17 protein-coding genes and 2 pseudogenes are annotated in these 19,869 nt (G+C 38.3%); 12 read left to right on the plus strand and 7 right to left on the minus strand.

Annotated features, from left to right (window positions below; genetic code table 11):
• The first annotated feature begins 110 nt into the window (after positions 1–110).
• From carA to cysM, 6 genes and pseudogenes are all read left to right on the plus strand, one after another.
• Entirely contained in the window at positions 111–1,208 is a 1,098-nt protein-coding gene (gene carA / locus V8V91_RS19840; RefSeq protein WP_373396890.1) for a glutamine-hydrolyzing carbamoyl-phosphate synthase small subunit, read from the plus strand.
• 21 nt (positions 1,209–1,229) lie between these two features.
• Positions 1,230–2,510 carry a phosphopyruvate hydratase gene (gene eno, locus V8V91_RS19845; RefSeq protein WP_074226900.1) on the plus strand — a complete coding sequence of 427 codons (1,281 nt, stop codon included), beginning with the start codon at positions 1,230–1,232 and terminating at the stop codon, positions 2,508–2,510.
• A gap of 98 nt (positions 2,511–2,608) precedes the next feature.
• Positions 2,609–2,896, plus strand: coding sequence for a septum formation initiator family protein (locus V8V91_RS19850; RefSeq protein ID WP_074226901.1), 288 nt, complete (start codon positions 2,609–2,611; stop codon positions 2,894–2,896).
• Complete coding sequence (locus V8V91_RS19855) at positions 2,877–3,422, plus strand: hypothetical protein (RefSeq protein ID WP_373396891.1); 546 nt, start codon at positions 2,877–2,879, stop codon at positions 3,420–3,422. Before V8V91_RS19850 ends, V8V91_RS19855 begins: the two co-directional genes overlap by 20 nt.
• Before the next feature lie 23 nt (positions 3,423–3,445).
• A pseudogene (gene epsC / locus V8V91_RS19860) lies at positions 3,446–4,292 on the plus strand (serine O-acetyltransferase EpsC).
• On the plus strand, positions 4,279–5,157 hold the full coding sequence (cysM, locus tag V8V91_RS19865; RefSeq protein ID WP_373396892.1) for a cysteine synthase CysM: 879 nt from the start codon (positions 4,279–4,281) through the stop codon (positions 5,155–5,157). Before epsC ends, cysM begins: the two are co-directional and overlap by 14 nt.
• 22 nt (positions 5,158–5,179) lie before the next feature.
• Here cysM and V8V91_RS19870 read toward each other — a convergent pair whose 3' ends face one another.
• Complete coding sequence (locus V8V91_RS19870) at positions 5,180–5,839, minus strand: TIM barrel protein (protein ID WP_373396893.1); 660 nt, start codon at positions 5,837–5,839, stop codon at positions 5,180–5,182.
• A gap of 333 nt (positions 5,840–6,172) precedes the next feature.
• Here V8V91_RS19870 and V8V91_RS19875 point away from each other — a divergent pair, with 333 nt between their 5' ends.
• Genes V8V91_RS19875 through V8V91_RS19900 form a run of 6 tightly spaced genes read left to right on the plus strand, consistent with a single transcriptional unit; the run spans position 6,173 to position 12,393 of the window.
• Entirely contained in the window at positions 6,173–6,592 is a 420-nt protein-coding gene (locus V8V91_RS19875) for a hypothetical protein (protein ID WP_373396894.1), read from the plus strand.
• On the plus strand, positions 6,589–6,894 hold the full coding sequence (locus V8V91_RS19880) for a hypothetical protein (protein WP_373396895.1): 306 nt from the start codon (positions 6,589–6,591) through the stop codon (positions 6,892–6,894). Before V8V91_RS19875 ends, V8V91_RS19880 begins: the two co-directional genes overlap by 4 nt.
• Entirely contained in the window at positions 6,891–9,629 is a 2,739-nt protein-coding gene (locus V8V91_RS19885; RefSeq protein ID WP_373396896.1) for a carboxypeptidase-like regulatory domain-containing protein, read from the plus strand. Before V8V91_RS19880 ends, V8V91_RS19885 begins: the two co-directional genes overlap by 4 nt.
• On the plus strand, positions 9,629–10,327 hold the full coding sequence (locus V8V91_RS19890) for a DUF4249 family protein (RefSeq protein WP_373396897.1): 699 nt from the start codon (positions 9,629–9,631) through the stop codon (positions 10,325–10,327). The genes V8V91_RS19885 and V8V91_RS19890 overlap by 1 nt, the downstream gene beginning before the upstream one ends.
• A 2-nt stretch (positions 10,328–10,329) precedes the next feature.
• Positions 10,330–10,749 carry a DUF4249 family protein gene (locus V8V91_RS19895; protein WP_373396898.1) on the plus strand — a complete coding sequence of 140 codons (420 nt, stop codon included), beginning with the start codon at positions 10,330–10,332 and terminating at the stop codon, positions 10,747–10,749.
• Between the two features lie 39 nt (positions 10,750–10,788).
• A complete protein-coding gene (locus V8V91_RS19900) occupies positions 10,789–12,393 on the plus strand; it encodes a hypothetical protein (protein WP_373396899.1) in 1,605 nt (534 codons plus the stop codon).
• Here V8V91_RS19900 and V8V91_RS19905 read toward each other — a convergent pair.
• The 6 genes and pseudogenes from V8V91_RS19905 to tilS all read right to left on the minus strand — a co-directional run bounded on the left by V8V91_RS19905 (position 12,366) and on the right by tilS (position 19,854).
• Positions 12,366–13,661, minus strand: coding sequence for a mechanosensitive ion channel family protein (locus V8V91_RS19905; RefSeq protein WP_373396900.1), 1,296 nt, complete (start codon positions 13,659–13,661; stop codon positions 12,366–12,368). The genes V8V91_RS19900 and V8V91_RS19905 overlap by 28 nt on opposite strands.
• Positions 13,627–13,911, minus strand: a complete 285-nt coding sequence (locus V8V91_RS19910; protein ID WP_373396901.1) for a hypothetical protein — start codon at positions 13,909–13,911, stop codon at positions 13,627–13,629. Before V8V91_RS19910 ends, V8V91_RS19905 begins: the two co-directional genes overlap by 35 nt.
• Positions 13,912–14,127: 216 nt before the next feature.
• Positions 14,128–16,833 (minus strand): hypothetical protein, encoded by a 2,706-nt coding sequence (locus V8V91_RS19915; RefSeq protein WP_373396902.1) that lies wholly within the window; start codon positions 16,831–16,833, stop codon positions 14,128–14,130.
• A 101-nt stretch (positions 16,834–16,934) separates the two neighbouring features.
• Positions 16,935–17,870 carry a malate dehydrogenase gene (gene mdh, locus V8V91_RS19920; RefSeq protein WP_074226912.1) on the minus strand — a complete coding sequence of 312 codons (936 nt, stop codon included), beginning with the start codon at positions 17,868–17,870 and terminating at the stop codon, positions 16,935–16,937.
• A gap of 148 nt (positions 17,871–18,018) precedes the next feature.
• A pseudogene (locus tag V8V91_RS19925) lies at positions 18,019–18,533 on the minus strand (Crp/Fnr family transcriptional regulator).
• Position 18,534: 1 nt separating this feature from the next.
• Positions 18,535–19,854, minus strand: a complete 1,320-nt coding sequence (tilS, locus tag V8V91_RS19930) for a tRNA lysidine(34) synthetase TilS (RefSeq protein WP_373396903.1) — start codon at positions 19,852–19,854, stop codon at positions 18,535–18,537.
• Positions 19,855–19,869 lie beyond the last annotated feature (15 nt).

A 19,869-nucleotide genomic window follows, 5' to 3' on the forward strand; every position in this document is an offset into this window, starting at 1 on the left:
ACGACTTTGACAATAAAAAAGGATTGGACTTTCGTTCAATCCTTTTTTTATACCCCATCCATTTATTTTCCTTACCAATAAATCTTTAACTTTGGGCAACTTTCTAGAAAATGATTAGACAAAAAGCGACTTTACTCTTAGCAGACGGAACAGTGTTCCATGGCACACTTATCGGAAACGCCGGTACCAATGGCGGCGAAATTTGCTTTAACACTGGTATGACTGGATATCAGGAGATTTACACCGATCCATCCTATACTGGACAGATTGTGGTTACTACCACTCCGCATATAGGAAATTACGGGGTGATAGATTCAGAGGTTGAATCCGATTTCCCAACAGTAGCGGGGATTGTAGTCAATAATTTCTCTGATATCTATTCAAGAATTGATGCTTCTGGTTCTTTACAGGACTACCTCGTTGAAAATAAAATCACTGGAATCGCAGACGTAGATACCAGAAAATTGGTAAGACACCTTCGTTCCAAAGGAGCGATGAATGCGATTATCAGTTCAGAATTTGAAGGAGACCTAGAAGGTTTACAGGCTGAATTGGAGAAAGTGCCTAATATGGATGGTTTAGAGCTTTCCTCTCAAGTTTGTACCCAAGAGCCCTATTTTGTTGGGGATGAAAACTCCGAAATCAAAGTAGCCTGCCTCGACTTTGGAATCAAGAAAAACATTCTAAGAAATCTTTCTGATCGTGGTGTTTACTGCAAAGTATTCCCAGCCAAGACTAAATTGGAAGAAATGGAAGCCTGGAAACCTAATGCCTATTTCCTTTCTAATGGGCCTGGTGATCCTGCTGTAATGGAATATGCAGTGGAAACCACAAAAGATATTCTAAATACTGGAAAACCTGTTTTTGGAATTTGTTTGGGACATCAAATCTTGGCAGAGTCAGTAGGGATTTCCACCTATAAAATGCACCATGGACATAGAGGTCTAAACCACCCTATTAAAAACCTGAATACAGGGAAAAGTGAAATTACTTCTCAAAATCATGGATTTAATATATCCAGAGAAGACTCTGAGAGTAATCCAGAAGTGGAAATCACGCACGTTCATTTGAATGACAATACCGTAGCAGGAATCAGACTTAAAAATAAGCCGGCTTTTTCCGTGCAATATCACCCAGAGTCCTCTCCAGGACCTCATGATTCGCGCTACCTTTTTGACGACTTTATTTCTTTAATAAACAAAAATTAAATCTCAATAACCTTTTATACTATGACGTTGATACAAGCAATTCATGCGAGACAAATTTTAGATTCCAGAGGAAACCCTACTATTGAAGTAGATGTACTTACAGACTCTGGTGCTTTTGGCCGTGCAGCAGTACCAAGTGGTGCTTCTACGGGAGTTAATGAGGCCGTAGAGCTTCGTGACGGCGACAAAAGTAAATACCTTGGAAAAGGTGTTTTGAAAGCAGTCGAAAATGTGAATGAAATTATCCAATCTGAATTGATCGGAGAATCAGTTTTTGATCAAAGAGGTATCGATAATTTGATGATCAAATTGGATGGAACTGATACGAAATCAAAACTAGGTGCAAATGCGATCCTGGGAGTTTCCTTGGCCGTAGCTAAAGCTGCAGCTGACGATTTAGGGATTCCTTTGTTCAGATATGTAGGCGGAGTAAATGCCAAAACTCTTCCTGTTCCAATGATGAACATCATCAATGGTGGATCTCACTCTGATGCTCCTATTGCATTTCAGGAGTTCATGATTCGTCCTGTAGGAGCTCCAACCTTCTCTGAAGCGATGAGAATGGGTGCTGAGATCTTCCATAATTTAAAGAAGATTCTTCACGACAAAGGTTTGAGTACTGCAGTAGGGGATGAAGGTGGATTTGCTCCAAATTTCTCGGGAGGTACTGAAGAAGCACTAGGCTGTATCTTGGATGCGATCGAAAAAGCGGGCTACAAAGCGGGGTCTGATATTACCATTGCACTTGATTGCGCATCTTCTGAATTCTTTGAAGATGGTGTTTACAACTATAAAAAATTCGAGGGAGATACTGGAAAAGCTAGATCTAGAGCTGAGCAAGTGGATTATTTGGCTGAATTGACTGAGAAATATCCAATTGATTCTATAGAAGATGGATGTGCCGAGGAAGATTGGGAAGGATGGGCCATGTTGACTGCTAAAATTGGAGATAAAGTTCAGTTGGTAGGGGACGATTTATTTGTAACCAACGTGAAGTTCTTGAAGCGTGGTATTGAAGAAAAATCTGCAAACTCTATCTTGATCAAAGTAAATCAAATTGGTACATTGACAGAAACTTTAGACGCAATTGATTTGGCTCATAAAGCAGGGTTTACTGCGGTAATGTCCCATAGATCTGGTGAAACTGAAGATTCTACCATTGCGGACTTGGCAGTAGCTTGTAATTGCGGTCAAATCAAAACTGGTTCAGCTTCCCGTTCTGATAGAATGGCGAAATACAATCAGTTGTTGAGAATCGAAGAATTGCTTGCTGATACAGCATATTTCCCTAAAAAGAAATAAGTATTCTATAAACTACAGAAAGCAGTCCTCTTGGGGACTGCTTTTTTTTTGCATCATTTTTGTACCTTGTTAAAAATAATTCTTCAATAAATTAGACCATGAGTAAATATTTCAAATACACGAAAAATTTTTATGTGCTCGGAATGCTCTTTTTTATTTTTTGGATGTTTTTTATCGATTCTAACAATGTGGTTAATCAATTCAGGTTGAGCGGAAAGCTGAATGAATTGAACGAGCAAAAGGAGTTTTATCAAGAAAGAAAAGAGATAATTAAAGCGGAACGTGAGGAGTTAATGAGTAATCCTGAACTTTTAGAGAAGTTTGCACGTGAAAAATATCTCATGAAAAAGAAGACTGAAGATCTCTATGTCATTGTTGAAAAATAAAATACTGCTCGCATTTATTCTGGTTTTTTCATTGCATTTTGCTGCCAGTGCCCAGCGTGAAATATATCAAGACTCCATTCCTTTCAAAGATAGATTATACTTTGGAGGTAATTTCGGGATGCAGTTTGGTTCAGTTACCCTACTTGACTTATCTCCCTTAGTTGGAGTGATGATCACTCCTAGATTTTCATCTGGGGTTGGAGTTACCTATCAGTATTTTAATGATAAAAGATACATTGGAGGAGAAACCTCATCGTATGGTGGAAGAGTATTTTCAAGATATAATGTGCTGCCAAATATTTTCACTCAGGCAGAATTTGAATCTATCAATTTTGATAATTATAATATTCTCCAAGACCGCTTTGAAAGAATTTGGGCAAACTCTCTTTTCTTAGGAGGAGGATACTTTGCACCTTTTGGTCCAAGAGGAGGAGCAAACTTTACTTTTCTTTATAATGTCCTTCATGACAACTTAAGGTCACCCTATGGTGAACCTTATGTAATTAGGGTTGGTTTTGTACTCTAAACAAGTGGACTAAATCAAATTCTATGGAATCCTTCATTTCAAAAATTTTCGAGGCTAATAAAAAGTGCTCTGATTGTCCATCTCCAAAGGCAATTCAGGAATTTTTCAGAGAGTTATTGGGCCTTTTGTTTCCAGAATTTGCCCATACAAGGTTCAAAGAAGAGATTGAAATCGCTGCCAAATTTTCGATCCTGGAAAGGTCTTTGGCATCCATTTTATCTAGAAACAATAATTTGCATTCTGGAGATGGAGACCAGATTGCTCATGAATTTTTTCAGGTCTTTAAATACTGTTTATGATTATCTCCATGAAGATGTAGATGCCATATACGTAGGTGATCCTGCAGCAAAATCCAGAACGGAAATCTTAAGAAGCTACCCGGGTTTTTATGCCATAGCAGCTTATAGAATTGCTAACCTATTACACAAATTAGGAGTTTCCTTGATCCCTAGGATGATTACTGAGTATGCCCATAGCAAAACTGGGATAGAAATTCACCCTGGAGCAACCATTGGGCAACACTTCTGCATTGACCATGGTACTGGAGTGGTGATAGGAGAAACCACCATTATTGGTGATCATGTGAAGATTTACCAAGGAGTTACTTTAGGAGCACTGAGCGTGAATAAGGAAGATGCGGATAAGAAACGGCATCCCACCATCGAAGATCATGTAATTATTTATTCTGGAGCCACAATTTTAGGAGGGAAAACTATTATTGGAGCAAATAGTGTAATTGGTGGAAATGTGTGGCTTACTAAAAGCGTTCCAGCAGGAAGCAAAGTATATTACCAGACCCAGATGTACCATACTGGCAGTGAAGTGACAGATATGTATGTCTTCAAAAATGATAACAATGAAGTTATTTGAATTAGTAGGAAATACCCCTTTAATAGAGCTTCAGGCTATTCCAACTAACCCCAAAGTAAAAATCTTATGTAAGCTGGAAGGACAAAACCCCGGAGGGAGCGTGAAGGATCGTGCGGCTTACAATATGATCAAATCGGCATTGGATCGAGGAGATATCAAAAAAGGAGATAAGCTAGTAGAGGCCACCAGTGGAAATACAGGGATTGCTTTGGCAATGATTGCCAAGGTGATGGGCCTGGAAATGACTTTGATAATGCCTGATAACTCGACTCGAGAACGAGTACTTTCTATGGAAGCGTATGGAGCTCGTGTAATCTTGACTCCAGCTGCTCAAACCATTGAGTATTCCAGAACTCTTGCTGAAAAAATGAGCGTGGAAGAAGGATATTATATGCTGAATCAATTTGGGAACAAGGATAATTACCTAGCACATTATAAAACCACTGGGCCTGAAATCTGGAAGGATACCCAAGGGAAAATCACCCATTTTGTTTCGGCAATGGGGACTACTGGCACTATCATGGGAGTTTCTATGTATCTAAAAGAGCAAAATCCCAAGGTACAAATTGTAGGAACCCAACCCACAGATGGATCCAGTATACCTGGGATCAGAAGATGGTCTCCAGAATTTTTGCCAGCTATATTTGATTCCTCTAGAGTGGATCAGGTAATCGATGTAAGTCAAGATCAAGCCACTGAAATGACCAGAAGAATGGCCAAAGAAGAGGCGATCTTAGCTGGTATGAGTAGTGGTGGCGCATTACACGCCGCCATCGAACTATCTAAAACCTTGGAAGAAGGAGTAATCGTTTGTATTACCTGTGACCGGGGAGATCGTTATCTAAGCTCGGACTTGTTTGGTTAACCAAAGATTTTTTTGGTCTTTTCTAATCCTGTTTTGGCAACAAGTAAAGCATCTTGTTGATAATAGCTGGGGTTGAATAGTTCCAAGGAAAGAATTTTAGTACCCCCATTGAATCTAAAGTGGAATAAATTTCCGAATAAGGGGCTATTCCGTCCCCAGGATACACTCGGTCTTTATCCTGCAATTCTTCCCTTGCTTTTCCAGATGGAATGTCATTGACATGGATTATATCAAAAGCATCAGGTCCAAGTAACTTCAATCCGTTATAGCCAGAGCCACCTCTATACAAGTGATATACATCAGGTAATATTTTAGCATCAGGATCATTGGCAGCTGCTGCTACAGAAAGGCATTGGCTTAGGTTATGAAAAGGTCCGAATGCTCCCCAGAATTCTAATTGAGGCATAACTCCTGTTTTTCTACCCAATTCAATTAATTGAGCATATTTTTCAGCAGATTGCTGCACGTCAATGGTTCCCTCAGCGCCGATAGCAGGAGCAGCTACTCTGGTACAACCGAGTTCAGAAAGCATATTCATTTCTTTCTCCATTTGTAGAAAACCTTGTTTGGATTTTTCGGCATCCTGAGCCATCCAAGGAGCAAAACCAATGGCATTAAAAGCAATCTGCTTAGAATCTTTTAAAAGAGAATTCAACGATGAAAGACTGTTTCCTTCCTTCAAATAACCTTCAATATCTGATATCCATATTTCTATCCCTTCAAACCCAGCTCTTGCCGAAGTCTCAATGGTTTCTTTTAAACTTAATTTTTGACCACGTATAGTACTCGTGTTTAAACAATAGTTAAATGTTGTTTTTTGATTTTATCGGTTTTAGCCTGGGTTGCAGTGGTGGATAGAACTGCTGGTGCAAGGGCCAAGGTTTTGAGAAGGTTTCGTCTATTCATTTTAGGCTTATCTTTAATTCTTTAATTAATCCGTTTATCTTTCCTTTTTACCGTCTGTTAGATTCCCTACAAAATAGAATCTAATTGGATTTAGTATCGTATTGAACTTATGCTAAAAATAAAATTTTTTATTCCATTCGTCTTACTTTTTATGTGGGCTGCAAAAATTTCTGCCCAGACACAATCATTTATTTCACTGTATAAAGAGCAACTGCCCTATTTCCAAGAATTAATAACAGGAGGACAATATGGAGAATCTCCACTGAATTATGAGGGACATCCTTATTTTGAGAGAAGGAATTTTGAAGAGGGAGTATTATCCATCAATCAAATCAACTATACTGATGTGCAACTGCTCTATGATGAGACAGCAGATGAAGTGGTGACTTTTCACCCTATTTATAAACAAAAAATATTGATCAAAGCTGAAAAGATTCAAGAGTTTCAGTTAGATCAAGATCATCTTTTAGAAGGTTTGAAGGAAATGAAAAATATACCTATCACAGGAATGGATTTTATCAAGTTTTGAAAGATGGCAAAGTTAAAGTGCTCATCAAACATTATAAAACCATAGAACCCACCAAGGAAGTAGGGAAATATCCTTATAAATACGTGGAGGATCAGGAATACTTTTATTGGTACAATGATGATTTTGTGTCTATTAGAAAGAAAAAACAAGCCATACAAAGTCTAGGACTTCAAAAAAAAGAAGTGAAAAAATATATGAAAGCAAAGGACTTGTTTTTTGCCTTGGAGAAGGAACGATATATTCTTGAATTGGCGAACTTAAGAGAAAATAAGTCAGAAGGTTTTAATGTATTGCTTAAATGAAGAAAATCTACTTTGCCCTTTTGATACTTTTTATTTCATGGAATGTCCAGTCCCAAACAAATCAAGCTGTAAAATTGACGGGAATATATTTGGGAATGTCCTTTGACACATTTGTAGAGAAAATAGAAGCAGAGACCCCTTATACATTTTATTATAAGAAGGCAGATGTAACAGATATTCAAATTAACCTTCAGGTTACCGATACAGAGGTTCGGTTGGTTCTAGATGAAATTTTTTTGAATACTGGATTAACTTATTCCATTGATCGTTCAAACAGGATTTGGGTAACAAAAGGCAGTCGGATTTTGATAGATTTTCCTAGTGAATACTTTAATATCCAAGACCGACAAGATCGTATAGTCAATGCTGGCGATTCTTTAGGTGAATTCGATAAGAATAAATTATTTGTAATAGGGAAGGCTACTGATAATCCTGAATCCAGCACAGCCACACTTTCTGGTGTAGTAACCAGTATTGAATCTGGAAACCCTATGAACGGGGCAATTGTTCTTGAAAAAGTTGATTTTACCCAAGTTGCCACGGATAGAAATGGGAAGTACCAACTTACTTTGCCAAAGGGTCGACATACCATATGGGTACAAAATATCGGAGGATTTCAAGAGCAAAGGCAAATTGACCTGAAAGGGGATGGGGTGCTAAACATGAGTATTGAAGAAACCATTCTTTCTTTAGATGAGGTGGTTGTCAGTTCAGGAGCATTATCCAATATCAATAAATTAGATATGGGAGTTCAATCCATTAGCATTGCTGATGTCAAGCGTTTGCCAGCAGTGATGGGAGAAGTGGATGTGTTAAGAGGGGTGTTGACGATGCCAGGCGTAAATACAGTAGGTGAAGCTACTACCGGTTTTAATGTTCGTGGTGGCGCTGCAGATCAAAATCTAATACTTTATGGGAATTCTACGATTTTTAATCCAACTCATGCATTTGGATTCTTTTCTGCCTTCAATGCTGATGTGGTGTCAGGAGTGGAATTATACAAAGGCTCCATTCCAGTAAACTATGGAGGGAGGCTTTCTTCTGTCCTGCAAGTGGATCCCAAATACGGTCGAAAAGATAAAATTGGTGGCTCTGGAGGGATTGGAATATTGACCAGTAGGTTAAGCTTGGAGGGTCCAATAAATGAGAAAACGACTTTTATCCTAGGAGGGAGAACAACATATTCTGATTGGGCATTGAAACTATTGGAAGAGGAAGCCGATTTCAATGATAGCAAAATTTCTTTCTATGATATCAATGCTAATATCCAGCATGAAGTAAACGATAAGAATTTCATAGAATTTACAGGGTATATCAGTCAAGATGATTTTAGGTTTGACCCAGATACTACCTATTCCTATCAGAATTTAAACCTTTCTCTAGGGTGGAGACATTATTTTAATGATCATCTGGAAGGTCGATTTACGATTGGTACGGATCGATATGATTTTGGAATTATTGGACAGGACAATCCATTAAACGCCTTTGATTACAGCTTCGATATCAATCAATTGTATTTAAAGGCCGACTTCGAGTCCAGGAAGAATGAAAGCCATATTTTAAAATATGGGATCCATGCGATTCAGTTCTCCATTAATCCAGGAATCAATCAACCATATGGAGAAGAGTCTATCGTCATATTAGATGAATTAGAAGCAGAGAATGCGAGAGAGCTTTCCGTCTATTTTGGGGATGAATTTACTGTCAATGAAAAGCTATCACTGAGTTATGGCGGTAGGTACATGTTCTATCAGTTGCTGGGGCCTTTGAGCATCAATGAATATGTTGAGGGAGCACCTATCACCGAAAGCAATGTGATTGGAGAAAAGACCTATGGAAGTGGAGAAAATGTAAAAACATACCATGGTCCTGAGTTTCGGGTTTCAGCTAGGTATATCTTGGACAACAGATCTTCGGTTAAGCTAGGCATTAACACCATGAGACAAAATATTCATTTGTTGTCCAATTCTTCTGCTATATCCCCGACTGATTCCTGGAAATTAAGTGATCCTTTTATTAAGCCGCAAACAGGAGGTCAGGGCTCAGTTGGCTATTATAGAAATCTACTAAATAATAAGCTGGAATTCTCCACAGAAGTGTACTATCGATATATGAATAATTTATTGGATTATAGGTCCGGAGCTAAAATTGTCTTTAATCATTCCGTCGAACAGGACGTCTTGAATTCCAATGGTAAAGCTTATGGGGTGGAGTTTCTTTTAAAGAAAAATACCGGTGATTTAAAAGGTACATTGGCTTATACCTATGCTAGGTCATTGTTAAGGACCTCTGATGAACCAAGTGTGGAAAAAATAAATAATGGAGATTTTTACTCTAGCAATTTTGATCAACCCCATCATTTGGTTTTGGTAGCAAATTATGAGTTAAGCAAAAGGATCAATACTTCCCTAAATCTAAATTATAGTACAGGAAGACCGATCACCTTGCCAATTTCCAAATTTGATTACGCAGGTTCAGAGCGAGTATATTTCTCCGAAAGAAATGCCTACAGAATACCTGACTATTTCAGGATGGATTTTTCAGTCAATTTGGAGGGAAACCATAAGGTAAATAAACTGGCACATGCGTCTTGGTCATTTGGCGTGTATAACCTGTTAGGAAGAAGTAATCCGTATTCGGTGTATTATGTACCAGAAGGTGGAAAATTGAGAGGATATCAGCTTTCTATTTTCGCAAAACCAATTCCATTTATCACTTATAATTTCAGGTTTTGATGAAAAATAATATCCATATAATTCTGGTTTTATTAATGCTCGTGGTGGGGTGTAGAGAACCCTACGATCCTGAAATTGAGCCTACGGACATCAAAGTTTTGGTGGTAGAGGGGTATTTGGATACGGAAGGGTTGCCAAGCTTGTTGAATTTAAGCTACACTAGGAATATTCAATCAGATGAAGATTCCAACCAGATTGTTTTTCCTTCTGGAGAGGTGTTTTTAGAGTCAGAAGGAGGAGAACAGTTTCCCTTAAACTCCTTGGGAGAGGGGACTTTTGAATTTGCCTATGATATTCCTGAAGATAGAAATTATAGGCTGAGAATCTTTACCACTGACGGGAATAGTTATTCTTCTGAATGGATTAAACCGATTTTGACCCCAGAGATTATTGATGTGGGATTTGATAAATATGAACAAGGAGTGGAGGTATTTCTCACTACCAAAGGGGATGAGAATGCGGATGATTTTCTTTGGACCTTTGAAGAGACTTATGCTTTCCGTCCTAAACTCACAACTGCCTATCGATATGATCCTGAATTGAAAACAGTAGTTTTGGCATCCAATGATTTAAGAACAGATTTATGCTATCGAGAATTGAGGAATGCTGATTTGATTTTGGAAACCTCTTCTCGCTTTGAGGATCAGTTTGTGTTCAGACAAACGATCAATCAGATTCCGACGGGGATGAACGATTAACAGTGAGGTATAGCATTTTGATTTCCCAAAAGGCTTTGGACAAAGGCGCTTCTGATTTTTGGGAAATCATGAGAAAAAATACCGATGACTTGGGTTCCATCTTTAGCCCTTTGCCTTCGAATATCGGTGGGAATATTAAGAATGATCAAAACCCAAATGCCCCAGTAGTAGGATATTTAAGTTTAGGCACAGTAAAGCAAAGAAGATTGTTTATTGGGTTTCAAGATATTCTACCTTGGCCTAGATTAGATGTTCCTGAGTACTTTGGTTGCATCGCAGAGCAGGATACGATTCTTGTTGAGGAATATGAGTCTGCGTTTATGTCAGGGGGTATACACCAGCAATTCCGATTTTTTGTGAAAATTGTTATGATCCAATTGGTTTTAGAAAAGCAGAACGAAGATGCACGGATTGTACCTTGAGAGGAACCAATGTTAAGCCAGATTTTTGGGATGAATAAGTTGAAAATAGTCAAAATAGGGATTATTCTGGTACTATGGTTCGCCCTAGGATCGGTAAAAATTTATGCCCAATCAGGAAGAGAACAGGTTCATTTTTCAATTCCAAAAAACATTTACTTCGGGGGAGAAAGAATTTGGGTATCTAGTAAAGTGGAGAAAGGAAATGAAGAGGTAGAATCACAAATTATTTATGCGGAATTGCTCAACCGATACAATGAATCCGTCGCAATAGCCAAAATGCCATTGGAGAAAGGAACAAGCTTTAATTTTTTAAAGCTCCCGCAAAATTTACCTTCCGATCATTATTTACTTAGGGTTTTTACAAGAGTTAGCCCTTACCAGGATTTAGACTCCGGAATGTCTCAGCAGTTGGTCACTGTATTTAATAGATTAGCTCCTCCCGCAGTGGTGGAGAAAAGATCAGAATCTATGTTATTTCAAACTAAGGGCGGGGATCGGATACGCCTCTCATCGAATGAGATGAGTCCTAGACGAAAAATTTCGGTCAAGTTAGAAGGTAATGAAAACGTAAGAGAGGTGAGTGTGGCGGTGATTAATCCATTTTTATCAATCCAACGTCAATTAAAGTCTTCTGAAATATATGAATCCATAGAGCCAAAATTGATGGTTCCAGAGCTGTTTGGACATATAATCGAAGCCAAAGTAGAACTGGATCAAGTAGATACTACTCAGCTCTATTATATCTCTGTACACGGAAACAAATCTGCTTTATTTACAGATAGGCCTGATCCTGATGGAAGGATGTTTTTTGATGCAGGAGGAATGCAGAACTGGGATTATTTGGTAGCCCAAGCCAATGGAAATAAGAGCTTGCTGGATTTCACGATTGTATCTCCAGCGCCTAGAACTCATTTCAAGAAAAGTTTTGAGTTTCCAGTTTTGGAAATTACTCCTTCAGATGAATCCTACTTAATGGAATTGCTAAAAGGTGGCCAAGTTGAGGGGTATTTTTCTCATGAGTTTAATTCTTCAGATGCACCGGTAGTGACTGGATTTGTGGAGGATCGGGTTTATCAGCTGGACGATTATACCCGTTTTGAAACTGTGGAGACAGTTATAAAAGAATATGTTCCAGAAATCTCAGTAAAAACCGTACAAAAAAAGAAAGAATTTAGATCAATTAATGAAATCAGATCATTTGCTTTTGATTCCAATCCACTCATGTTGGTTGATGCCATGCCAGTATTTGACTCTGATCAACTCGCTGCTTTTGATCCAAAAGGATTTAAAACATTGGAGATTTTATCGAGGACCTTTTATTTGAATGAGGAGGAATTTCCAGGGGTGATGAGCTTTTCTTCCTACAAGAATGATTTTGGAGGTTACCCAATTCCAACTAATGGTATTTTGTTAGAGTATGCAGGGATTCAACCAAAAATAACTTCAGCCATAAGTTTGTTTGAGCCTTCCAATGAAGCAAATGAAATGATGGATTGGCGGACGGTTCTTTATTGGTCCGAAGTCCCTCAACTTTCAAGCTCCAATGAAGAGGTAGAAATAGTTATTCCTGAATTAAAAGGAAGTTTTCTAGTTACTATCAAGACCGATCAGGGCACTTACACAAAAGTGCTTGAAGTCAATTGATCGGTAGAATTAGATTTAATTTTCTTTTTTCTCAATTCCTTTTGCATGAACTGACCGAGTTTTGCCTGGTAACTCTTGATGTCTGAATCGTAATCAGGAGAAAGACTCTTTTTCTCTGGAAAGGTTTCCATATGAACAGTCTGAGTAGGGAATGCAAATCTTACCTCCAAGGTTTCAGCAAGCTTCATTATCTGAATTAATATTTCATGTCTGCATTCTAATTCCTCGGCCCATGTAGGAACTTCAAAGAAAATGTAAAACATAATGTCCAAACTAAAAGAGGACAAGTTGTTGAAATAGACATGGAAGGTGTCTTTTCTTGTTTTCGGATGAGAGGTGACGATCGCACGAAGCCCTTTTACAAATTCCTCTACTAATTCAGGAGGGGTGTCATAGGTGATTGTAATGGTTGTATAGAAACGTCTGTACTGTCGTAAACCATGGTTGTCTATCGTGGCATCTGCAATTTTTCCATTGGGAATATACATTACAGAATTACGGAAGGTCCTTACTCGAGTAGATCTAAACCCAACTTCTTCTACCGTTCCATCTAAGTCACCTGAAGTAATCCAATCACCTACCTGAAAAGGCCTATCCAAAAAGATCATCACCGAACCAAAGAAGTTCTTTATGGTATCCTGAGCAGCCAAAGCAATGGCCACACCACCAATAGAAAGTCCTGTTAGGAATGGAATGATGTCAAGGTTGAGACCTTCTTTTAAAACGAAGAGCGTACCAATGATAATCACAAAAGCCTTTAGGGTCTTTCTGATCAAAGGCACTAATTGATCATCAAGAGTAGACTCTGTCCTTTCTGCCAGTTTTGAGAAATAGGCAGCGATTACATCTACAATTTTGTAGAAAATTACGGTGATTAAGAGAGGTTTTAGGGTATTGATGATCACAATAATCCATGCCCATATTTCAGTAGGCAACTGTAATACTGGAAGGAATAGCGCCAACAAAAGCACGATAAAATAGAAACTGGTAATCCTCGCGATGGGCAAGAGGTAGTTTTCACCGATATACCCATACCCCAGGCGTTTTAGAACATACAGTAGTCCCTTGTCGACTAAAAATGTGAACACCAAATGGCTGAGAAATACCAGGAATATTAAGATTAGGAATCCGACCAATTGCCACAGGTGAAATCCTAAATATTCTTCATTCCCAATTTTTGGAAGTAAGTCTAATAATTTAGCAGTTCCATAAGGATAAGTTTCTCTATGTAGGCTATTGATTTGGCCTACCGTGAAGGAAGAAAACATCCATTGATTGCCTGTTTTCTCTAAAAAGCCCCTGGTAGTTTTGTCCTGTCAAAGTAAAAGATCTGATCTGAACCGGATAAGGTGTCTCTATAGTTTTGCTCATTAGGGATGCTACTAGTTCTGATGATGACCCTTTTCCCTCAAAAATCTGCTTCAGCTTTACGCTAAGTTGGTTTCCGTTTAAAGTTTCAGCACCTTTCAGATTAAGGGTTTTGGCGGCTTTATCTGGATGAAAGTTTTCCTCTTCCAAATTGTAAAAAAAGTCAAAGTCGTATGATAAGGGGAGCTTAAGTTCACCTCATCGGAAACTTCCATCAAATCTTTTTGCTCCGTTATTAACTGGCCAAATGAATAAGTGGATGCCAGGAAAGATATCCAGAGTAACAAGAAATACTTTTTAATCATGTTTTGAGATTTTTTGCAAGTTAGCCATTCATTATTCCTAGCCCAAGCTTTTCAAAAGAGCTTAATCTGAAAGTAAAAATTCTGTAATCCTGGATCCGCTGATCGTTCTGATCAGGTATTGACCTTTTGACGATTGGTAGGTGATTTGAACTGAACTGCTACTTTCCAGTGGCATGGTAGTCATTAGATTACCTTCCATATCATATAAATAACAGAATTCTTGTGTAAGGTCAGTCAATGCAAAAATCTGTCTGTCAGCCCCAAAATCAAAGTATTGATAGATTAAATCATCACCTGAAACCCGAATATTCATTAGTTGTTTTTCTGATTTATCAAGAACGGTAACTTCATTGTATTGTCTAGAAATAAAGACAAAATCATTTTCCTTTTGATCTGGGACCAACATGAATTCACTATCCCGATCATCCTTGATCAACTGGTTCCTATAGCCAATTTCCCCATCAAAATTGGAGTGGATTATTTCCCCATTGGAAGTGACGGTAACAAATTTGAATGATCTTGAACTTGGATCTCTCCAAACTATGCCTCGGGATTTAATGGCATCACCAAGTTTCAATGGGCTTGCTGCCAGTTTTTCACCTCTTCTGTTGAAAATAAACAGGTTTCCTTTTTCACTGAGTGCAGCCATATAATCACCTTTTCCTGGGATTCTGTAATGAGCAGGTGCTCCTGTGGTTTTTTCCTGTATTGTTAATGGGTTCCAGCCATCTAATTGTTGACCGGTTTTGTCTAAAAGGAAAAGGTTTCCTTCTTCTGTACTAATAAAATAGCGGTATTCTTTAGTATTTGAATAGTCTACCAAATTTAGATGCGAGATCCACTGGTTGCCCAAGCTAAATGGGTACCGAGGCAGTAGGTTGCCAAGGCGGTCTATTCCGTAAATTTTGTTTTTGGTGGCTAAAAGAATCTGAAGTTTTCCGTTTTTGTAATAGTCCACCTGAAAGATATCCGAAACGATAGGTCCGTCTAAAGGATAAGAATAGACTTCTTCACCGATTTCGTTGAATAGGTGCATGACGTTATTTTCATCTTGCACTAATATATCTTGGGTATTGTCTTGGTAATTAATAACAGTAGCAGGACCGTAAATCAGTTTTTGATCAAGTACAATACTTTTATTAGGCTGTAGGCTAATGGCGCCTGATTGCTTGATTTCAGGAGTATAATCGCTCTTGTATGGAAACCTTAAGGTAGCTTCTGTTCTATCAGGGAGTTTGTTGATATGAAGGGAAATCCAAGGAAAAGAGCGGAAGCTGCTGGTATACCTTTGTAAAAAAGAACTCCAAGAAGGATTAGAATATTTAGTCCATTTGGACCATATCTCATCGATCAGGTAAATTCTTGAAAACCCAGAAGCGGAATTCAATTCTGATTTGGCGTCAGGTGCATTGGAAGAATTTCTCCAGGTGTTGTTGGAAGTAAAATCATCCAATATCAATTTCATTGCCTGCTGGGAATTAGCAAAGATCAAAATGTCATTTACTGAAGTGATAAATGTTTGTCCAAAACCATGGAATTTTCCTTGAAATAAGTGAGCAGGAAACTCTTCTTCAGGAACAAACAAGATTTCATAATCTAAGTAGAAGTCGGAGTTTTCTTCACTTTCAGATTTTTGAAAATCTTTAAGGAGGGACAAGGCTGGTGCTGCATCCACAGTTCTAGCAAGTAAAGCTAGATTTTGGTCAGATCCGCCAAACTTCTCTAAATCCAGCAAATAAAGTTCACCCGAAAAATTATCAAAAAAACCTCGGTCCGTCAGTGTTCTTTGGATTTCTCCTACCAGAGTGGACCTAAAAGGGAATGCTCTATTTTCTATTTTTTGAGTTTCAAAAATGCTTTCTAGATTGTATTGAGTTAAAGACAGCGTACTGTTTGAAATCAGGGACTCTATCGCTGTTAAGTTGGCTCGAATAGAAGGCGTAAAATTAATAGGGTCTGGATAAAAAACCGGTCCGGTGAATTCAAGTAGGCCCTCCTTGAAAGAGAGATTTAAAGCCAAGGCCGCATTCATGATTTCTAAATTTGAAATGGCTTGATTTTCTCTATCTCCAGCCACTCCCTTAAGTAAGGAAGCCATTCCTTTTCCGGATAATAAAAGTCTTCCTGGTGAGTTTCGATCTAATTCAGTGTTTTGAATTAATTTTGAAAAGCCTTCCTGATTTTCATTTAGGTAATATCTAATCGCTTGCTCTACCAGAAAGGAAGAGGAAGAAAATGCTACCAGATCTCCTAAAATGGCAATAGACCAAACTCGGTTATTTTCTTGGTTATAATATTCTACCACTTCCTGATCAGAATACATTCGGGTCTGAAACCTTGATCCCTCAGGGATTTTTGATTTAAAGTCTTCGAGAAGTCCAGAGGTTTTCGATGGACTTAGGTTTAAGGTATATAGTAACTCGAAGTTTTCGATGCCAGTAGCATGGAGGCTAATAGATAGTTGTTCTTTTTGTACTAATTTGGCGATTTGACCGCTTTCACCAGTAAGACTATCCAAGGTGATCAGTTGACTGGATAATTTTTCAAATGCAGGAAAGGTTTTGAAGATCCCCCAGGCAGGATCATTCACCAGAGAATTCCATGTTTCTGCACCTTGGTAGGTATCAAACACAAAAACAGCATCTTGACTGATTAGGTCTAAACTATTGACTTTTCGGGCTGAAAAATATTGTTGATAAACCCAAAAACCTCCTCCTGCTAAAAGGATCACAAATAATAGTACAAGAAGGCTTTTCCAGATTTTCACGATTCTTTGTCTGATTCAGAAAGTAGATCACAAAAATTAGACCTAAGAATTCAGAGTACAAACTCTAAACTCTTAGGTCTCTATCTATCAAACAAGTAGGATTACTTGCCTAACTTATTTAAAACTTCCATTACTTCTTTTACATGACCTCTAGAAGTCTCTAGCAATGCTTTCTCCTCCTCATTCAAGTCAAGTTCAAGAACTTTCTCGATGCCATTTTTACCTAATATGACAGGTACACCAAGGTAGCAATCGTCGATTCCATATTCACCTTCCAGTTTGATACAAACAGGGAATACTCTTCTTTGATTTTTCAAGATAGCTTCCACCATTTGAGCAGCTGCTGAACCTGGAGCATACCAAGCAGAAGTACCCATTAATTTTACTAATTCACCACCACCGAATTTGGTTCTTTCGATAATCGCATCCAATTTCTCTGCGTCGATCAATTCAGTCACAGGAATACCAGCTACTGTGGTGTATCTTGGAAGTGGAACCATTGTATCACCATGTCCACCCATTAGAATTGCTTGGATTTCTTTTGGAGAAACATTCAATTCAGAAGCAATAAACGCTCTGTATCTAGCGGTATCCAAAATTCCAGCCATACCCATTACTCTCGTTCTTGGTAATTTAGAAGAAAGATGAGCTTGGTAAGTCATCACGTCAAGTGGGTTGGATACCACAATGATGATTGCATCTGGAGAATATTTTATAACATTTTCTGTTACGGACTTAACGATTCCAGCATTGGTTTCAATTAAGTCGTCACGAGTCATTCCAGGTTTACGAGGAAGACCAGAGGTAATCACGACTACATCAGAGTTAGCTGTTTTGCTGTAATCATTTGTGCTTCCTACAGTACGGCTGTCATACTGATTGATTGGAGCTTTCTGCCAAATGTCAAGGGCTTTGCCTTCAGCAACACCTTCTTTGATGTCAACTAGAACTATTTCTTCTGCGATTTCGCGATAAGCCAATACATCGGCACAGGTAGCACCCACGTTACCTGCCCCTACTACGGTTACTTTGCTCATGAGATTATATTGATTTTATTTTTATTACTGCCTTAAAAAAAGCGTCGCTAAGTTATTAAACTATGCCTAGGAATAGAAACAAGGAAGTGAATACTTTACCTTGAAAGGCAGATTTTTGATGAATGAATGAGGAATTAGATAAGATGTCTTATTCAAACATCTGACGGAGACTGAAAAACCCAAAGGATTCTCTGTAGGATCTGAAAAGCCGCTGATTATTTTCGTTATAATATTCAGCTAAAGAGGTCATCATCTTTGCCTTGATCTTAGGATTGCTGGAAAAGATTTCTTGGATTGCATAATATGGAATCACTATCAAATCCGCTTCTTCAGAAACAATAATGGCAGTGTAAGTCCTTTTTACATTTTCTAATAAGGAGTTTTCTCCAAATGCCTCACCCTTATTGATTTCCAAGATTGTTTCAAATGTATCCCTGACGTCAATGGTCAAGGTGATTTGTCCTCTTTTGACTAAGTATAAAGCCTGACTGGGGTCTTTACTGAAAAAACTACTTCATCCCTTTTGTAGGTGCGGTGATGCATGGCTGGAAGAAACCTTGCCATCTCCTTGTTTTTCATGCTTTCGAAAAACTTGATCTGGGAAAGGAAATCAAACATCTCATGATCTTCAGGCGAGTAGGTCTTGGAAAATGGATTTCTCATATCACCGTTTTTTCAGGTATAAAGTTTTTCTAGTAGCAGCAGTGCATTTTGCCCATTCCGCAATTCTTAAGCCGAGGATCCAGGCAATTTTCCCTCCGGAAACTAAGACTTTTGTCCTTTGCTTCTGCACCAAGGGTATTTTCAAATCTATCAAAAAATCACTGATTTTTTTGCTGTTTTTCATCCCCAATGGAATAAACTTATCTCCTTCATTCCAATTACGAATGGTTAATGGGAATTCCAATTGGTCCAAATCCAACATTGCATTGGCTTTATTTCGATCTATTTCTGAAACATCTTCCAATTTGAGCATCTCGTAATTCCCCTCAGGCAGAGTAAATCCTAAGTCATTTTTCGTGAGTTCAATTTCATCAAAAATCTGGGCTTTAGGAGAAAGGATGATTTGTTGCCTATCTATATTGATGAGATAATCTGTAGAGGTAAAGATTTTTCCTGACTCTTGATAGGTGCAGGTTTCAAATATTTCTTTGGCTTGATCTGAATTGAATCCATACGACCTCAACCAAAAATAGAGCAAGGTGGTCGCACCTTCCATGTGAAGAAAATCTTGGAACTGAAGGATTTGAAGATCTTCTTTCTCCTGAATGCTTTTAGACTTCCATAAATCAAAAAGTCCTGAAAATGCCTTTCCGGTATCCTTAAGTCGTTCGGAACTTGTCAGTAGATTTTCTTTGGTGTTTTCGGTGGTTTCATACAATGCCGGTAAGGCTACCAATCGAAGTTTATTTCTTTTGTAATCTGTCTTGTTATTAGAACTATCCTCTCTCCAGTGGATGGGATTTTTTGCTGCAAACTCCTTGATTTGGTCTCTTGAAAATGGAAGTAAAGGGCGAATCAGCCAACCTCTTTTGTCTGCCATTCCGTATACCCCTTCTATGCCGGTACCTCTGGTCAAGTTTAAAAAGATCGTTTCTATTTGATCATCTTTATGATGCGCCAATACAATTCCATCCAGATTTCTTGTTTTCCGGATTTCTTCAAACCAATCATATCGAATTTCCCTTGCGGCCATTTGGGTGGAAATGTGTTTTTCTTCTACCGTTTGGGCAGTTTGTGCATGATGAATATGAAACTTCTTTCCCCAAGAGGCAGCTAGCTCTTTTACAAATACCTCATCCCCATCACTTTCAGAACCTCGTAAATGAAAATTCACATGAGCCACTTCAAAGGGAATCTTTGCGTGATACATCAAGGTTCCAAGACATACACTATCTAATCCGCCACTGCAGGCTAATAGATAGTTCTTTTCGGTGTCCAATAGGGACTTCTTCTTGATATGCTGGATAAAAGCTTCGATCATTGATCAAAAATATCA

Source organism: Algoriphagus halophilus, assembly GCF_041729275.1.
Taxonomy (GTDB): Bacteria; Bacteroidota; Bacteroidia; order Cytophagales; family Cyclobacteriaceae; genus Algoriphagus; species Algoriphagus halophilus_A.